This window comes from Myxacorys chilensis, from assembly GCF_059505265.1.
This window is the reverse complement of record NZ_JCACKG010000173.1, coordinates 1-4,398: the sequence shown is the minus strand read 5'-3', so window position 1 is coordinate 4,398 and position 4,398 is coordinate 1. Positions and strand designations below refer to the sequence as shown.

5 protein-coding genes are annotated in these 4,398 nt (G+C 47.2%); 2 read left to right on the top strand and 3 right to left on the bottom strand.

Annotated features, from left to right (window positions below):
- Positions 1 to 200: transposase (locus tag AC5JLB_RS13950; protein WP_495874431.1), on the top strand; the 200-nt coding region annotated here is incomplete at its 5' end.
- Positions 201 to 378: 178 nt separating this feature from the next.
- On the opposite strand, the gene AC5JLB_RS13945 is transcribed toward AC5JLB_RS13950, so the two are convergent.
- The 3 genes from AC5JLB_RS13945 to AC5JLB_RS13935 all read right to left on the bottom strand — a co-directional run bounded on the left by AC5JLB_RS13945 (position 379) and on the right by AC5JLB_RS13935 (position 3,327).
- Entirely contained in the window at positions 379 to 696 is a 318-nt protein-coding gene (locus AC5JLB_RS13945; RefSeq protein WP_495874432.1) for a transposase, read from the bottom strand.
- A 41-nt stretch (positions 697 to 737) separates the two neighbouring features.
- Positions 738 to 1,178 (bottom strand): helix-turn-helix domain-containing protein, encoded by a 441-nt coding sequence (locus tag AC5JLB_RS13940; RefSeq protein ID WP_495874430.1) that lies wholly within the window; start codon positions 1,176 to 1,178, stop codon positions 738 to 740.
- 1,027 nt (positions 1,179 to 2,205) lie between these two features.
- Positions 2,206 to 3,327, bottom strand: a complete 1,122-nt coding sequence (locus AC5JLB_RS13935; protein WP_495874429.1) for an IS110 family RNA-guided transposase — start codon at positions 3,325 to 3,327, stop codon at positions 2,206 to 2,208.
- A 404-nt stretch (positions 3,328 to 3,731) separates the two neighbouring features.
- Here AC5JLB_RS13935 and AC5JLB_RS13930 point away from each other — a divergent pair, with 404 nt between their 5' ends.
- Positions 3,732 to 4,352: an AlbA family DNA-binding domain-containing protein gene (locus AC5JLB_RS13930; RefSeq protein ID WP_495874428.1), complete on the top strand. Its 621-nt coding sequence runs from the start codon at positions 3,732 to 3,734 to the stop codon at positions 4,350 to 4,352.
- Positions 4,353 to 4,398: the final 46 nt, after the last annotated feature.

Here is a 4,398-nt window from a genome sequence, read left to right as displayed (position 1 = left end):
TCAATAGCTCGATGGTGCTCTTTCAACGCTTTGCTCAAGGGTTGAAAGAGGATTATGCAGCGGTGAAAGCAAGTCTCACGACTTCCATCAGTAATGGGCCGGTAGAAGGGCAGGTCAATCGATTGAAACTGCTGAAGCGCCAGATGTATGGGAGAGCGAGTTTTGATTTACTGAATCGGAGATTTATCTTGACGGGTTAAAGGTGTTTAACAGTAAGATCTTCTTATTGTTGTCAAGACTGCCCCAACATTCAGAATGATAGAGTAAATCTTTTATTCGCATTATGAGTAGTAAGTTAGAGAACATTAAAACAATTGTTGCTTGCATGATTGATACTAATAATTTGAATAAGAAAATAATCACTGAATTTTTGCTTGTCTAGTTCGGATCACCAAAAGCTGCGGAGAGCCCGAAGTTTATGCAATTTTGCACCCCTGCTGGTTGAATTAGTTCAACTACGAAGTCTCCCGTGTGAATCGAGCCGTTATCCAGAATCACACAAGCGCCCTTCCACAACTTGGGCACCAGCTTTCGTGCGATGAAGGCTTCAAACAGTAGCCTATCAACGGCACCGAGCAGGGGCAATTGAGCAATCACTCCCGTTAGTCCAATTGCCCCAATCATTAAGACGTTTTTACTCCATTTTTGCGGACGTTTGCCATATGCTCTTTGTCCTTTGGAGAGCGTGCTCGCCAGCGCACCATTGACAAATTCACCCCCGCTTCGTCAATGAAGATTCAATCCTTTGCCCGTATTCCCCGCAGCAATTGCCAAAACTCGACCCGTTGCTGTTTCACTCGCTCAGTCTCCTTTTTACTGGCGTGAAACGTTTTTTTGACGCTTAAGTTCAGCTTAACTAGCATCCGATGGATCGTTGTACAACTGACGCTCACGCCCGTCTTTTCTGCCAGACGATTCCTCAGTTCCTTGAGGGTGGCGTCGTTGTGGGCCTCGACTAATTGTTCTAGAACGCTCAATTGCTGCGCATTCAGCTTCGTAGCTGTTTGTTGAGTCCGAACCTTTGTCCCAACCTTTCCAGTCTCTCGATACCGTTTTAGCAGCGTTTGGACAAAACTGACGGCGACTCGAAATTGACGGGCGAGTTCTCGCTGGGAGATGTTACCCTCCTCATATCGGTCTACGATTTTCTGGCGGAGGTCAGACGAGTAAGCCTTCATGATCGGCAGCTTGAAGCTTATATTTTCACTAACTCTACCTTGTACCCTACTTGCCTGAAAAAGGCCGTAAAACACAGCCCAGAACTATCAGGATCTTTCAGGATCCTTCACACTTGAAGTCCTGAATCAGGGAGATCGCTTGCTCGGTTGTGTCGCAAAGATTTTTGATGAACAAACGACCACGGCGCGATCGCAGTGAGGAACCAGCTCCGAAAACTTTGCTTATGAAATTGTTGACAGAAAGGAACCATCTGTAGACTAGAGCATTAATAGCTGTAAACACTGATATGTTCGGGTTTTAAGTGTTTTTCAATTATTTGCAGCTACTTTTGCTGACAATTGCTGACAGTTTGCTCACACGCATGGATTAGCTGGAAGCATCGCTGTATCTATAGTTCAACCATACAGTAGGTGATTTGCTGACAAACTGACAGTTTTAGCGATCAGGTTGCCAATTTATCACGAGTCATAACTAGACCCCGGACAGTTTTGACACAGAGGCTAGAACCAGCATTTTACCATTAGTGATCGGCTTCAGTGAGGAGACGGCAACCTGCATTCTGTCATTAGTGAATCTGCTTGACCCCACCGATTTCGTCACGGTGGCTTAAGTCAGTTGAGCGATCGTGGTTAGGCACCAGAGCGCTGAATTCAAGTGATTGCTAGTCTGATTAAATCTGTTTAGCGATCGCTTGAAGCGCTGACCCTCGTTGGAGAATTCGTTTACAAATTTTGTAAATGCTACGCGATTCTTTCTGTCTTAATAACCCCCAAGCGCCTCTCAACTCATAACGTTCATGTTCAGATTGAAGTGTCCATAAGCGTCAGTCCAGAGGGTAACATTCACCATGCTGGGCAGTTTGGCGACATTGATCTACAAGAGACCTCCTATGAAAATACCCACTATGCCACGGAGGAAGTAGGTGTTATTGGTTCTGTAGGTTCGAGTGAAACCTTATAACCCACTCGTTCTAAACGCCGTTTTAATTGTCGTGATATGCGCTCACAGTCTTGTTGGTCTAGAGAGTTACTGCCTAACTCGCGATAAGTCGTTTGGTTGGCAAGTAAGTAGGTGATAGACAATGACTAGAATCTTGTGGGCAACTGCCACCGCCGCTCGGTTACTTCCTTTGTGAAGCTTGAGTCGTTGATAGCGTGTTCCCAAATACGTGTTGCGTGCACGTCCTGCGGCTTGAGCTGCTTCAACTAGCCCGGTTCGCAACGAAACGCTGCCGTTGCGAGTTCTGCCAAAGTATTGTTTGCCCGCACTTTCATAGTGACCCAGACACAGACCTGCCCATGATGCTAGATATTTTGCCGTTGGAAACTGACTCATGTCTGTCCCGATTTCTGCGGTCTTCTGCTTGACCCCCGGAATCGTACACAAGCGTTCTACCTCTGCCTGAGAAGGACGCAAGCGCTCTGCAATTTCGTCTGAGCATTGCTTAAGTGCCTCGTCGAGGAAATCTACATGCGCTAGCATTTGAGCCAGAATAAAGCGTTGATGTGGACATACTGTGCCCCTGAGCGCTTGTTGCAGTTGCGGCAACTTGCTCCGCAGTTTGCCTTTGGCAAGGGCTGCCATTTCTTCTGGATTAGCTTGTCCTGCCACAAGTGCCGATAAGATTGCACGCCCTGACATGCCCATAATATCAGTTGCAACTGAGGCAAGCTTAATGTTGGCTCCCTCCAACACTTTTTGAATCCGATTCACTTCTGCACTACGCTCTTGAATCAGGGATTTGCGATAGCGCACCAATTCTTGCAACTCACGCATAGCGGCAGAAGGAATAAAACTGGGGCGCAACAACCCGTGTTGCAGTAATTCAGCAATCCATTGAGCATCCTTGACATCTGTCTTACGTCTCGGCACGCTCTTAATGTGATGGGCGTTGACGACCCAAACCTCCAGCGCACCTTCGAGCAAATTATACACTGGCTTCCAATACGACCCAGTGCTTTCCATTGCCGCAATTGTGCATTCCGATTGCACTAACCAATCGACTAACTCCAGCAATTCAGCCGTTGTGGTGCCGAAGCTGCGTATAACTTGTGCAGACTTGCCTGCTTCGGCAGGCGTAATCAAACAGGCAGTAATACTCTTTTTGTGAACATCTAACCCGCAACACCGCTCATGGATCTTTTGCATGATTTAGCCTGGGGAGAAACAGCAATGCCAGTGAGCGCTCTGTACAGTTTGAGAATCTCCTATACGTGCTCACCCAGCGTTGGGGGCAACAGTCGGTGCTGCCTATCAGAGCGCCAGACCAGCCTGTTGCGCGGGCGATAAGCACCACTATCTATGCGGTCTTGACACTGGCTGTTCTTAGCGTACAGCTTGAATCTCTTTGTTTCATCCTCGGTGCTGGCGATGCCGCCCGGACGCCTGTTGCGAAATAACAGCGAAAATCGCTGAAATTCTTATCAGAGCTAGGTTTCAAGGGTTTTTGAGCTTATTAGGCAACAACTCTAAGGCACAGAGCTATTTTTAGAAGACGTTCCTAAAACTGTCCTAGACTTGATCGCGATAGCCACAACGACCTTGCAAAGCCCATGCTAACCTTTGACGAACTCTGGGAACTCCTCACAGTTCAGGATGAAAGCCAACAGATTGAAGCCAAACACAGCTCTGAAGTTGGCAAAAGCTGCTGGGAGACCATCAGCGCTTTTGCTAGTGAACCCAGTATGGGCGGGGGTTATCTTATTCTTGGCATCCAATCCCCTAGCGATAGTCCTACCAGAAAATATGACATTACTGGGGTTGATGGCCTTGACAAAATTCAATTGGATTTAACCAGTCAGTGTAACACTGCTTTTAATATCCCTCTGCGTCCCCAAGTTCAACTCGAAACCAGAGATGGCAAAACGGTCGTAATAGCCTATATTCCTGAAGCTTCACCGATTTCAAAACCTGTTTATATTAATAGCCGAGGATTACCTAAAGGAGCGTTCAGGCGAATTAGTTCTGCTGATGTTAAATGTACGGATCAAGACATCCAATTATTCTACCAAGAGCGCCAAAATCAAAGCTACGACACCGCACCAGTAACTGATGCCAGCCTGGACGACTTAGCACCCAGCGCTATCAACGCTTATCGTCAAACCCGGGCAAAGCTTAACCCCAATGCCGCAGAACTTACCTATAGGACTTACGCGAAAGTCATGGGGAATTGAGCCTGACCCAAACGAGGAAGGCACACCCAATATGATTGCGCTGAAT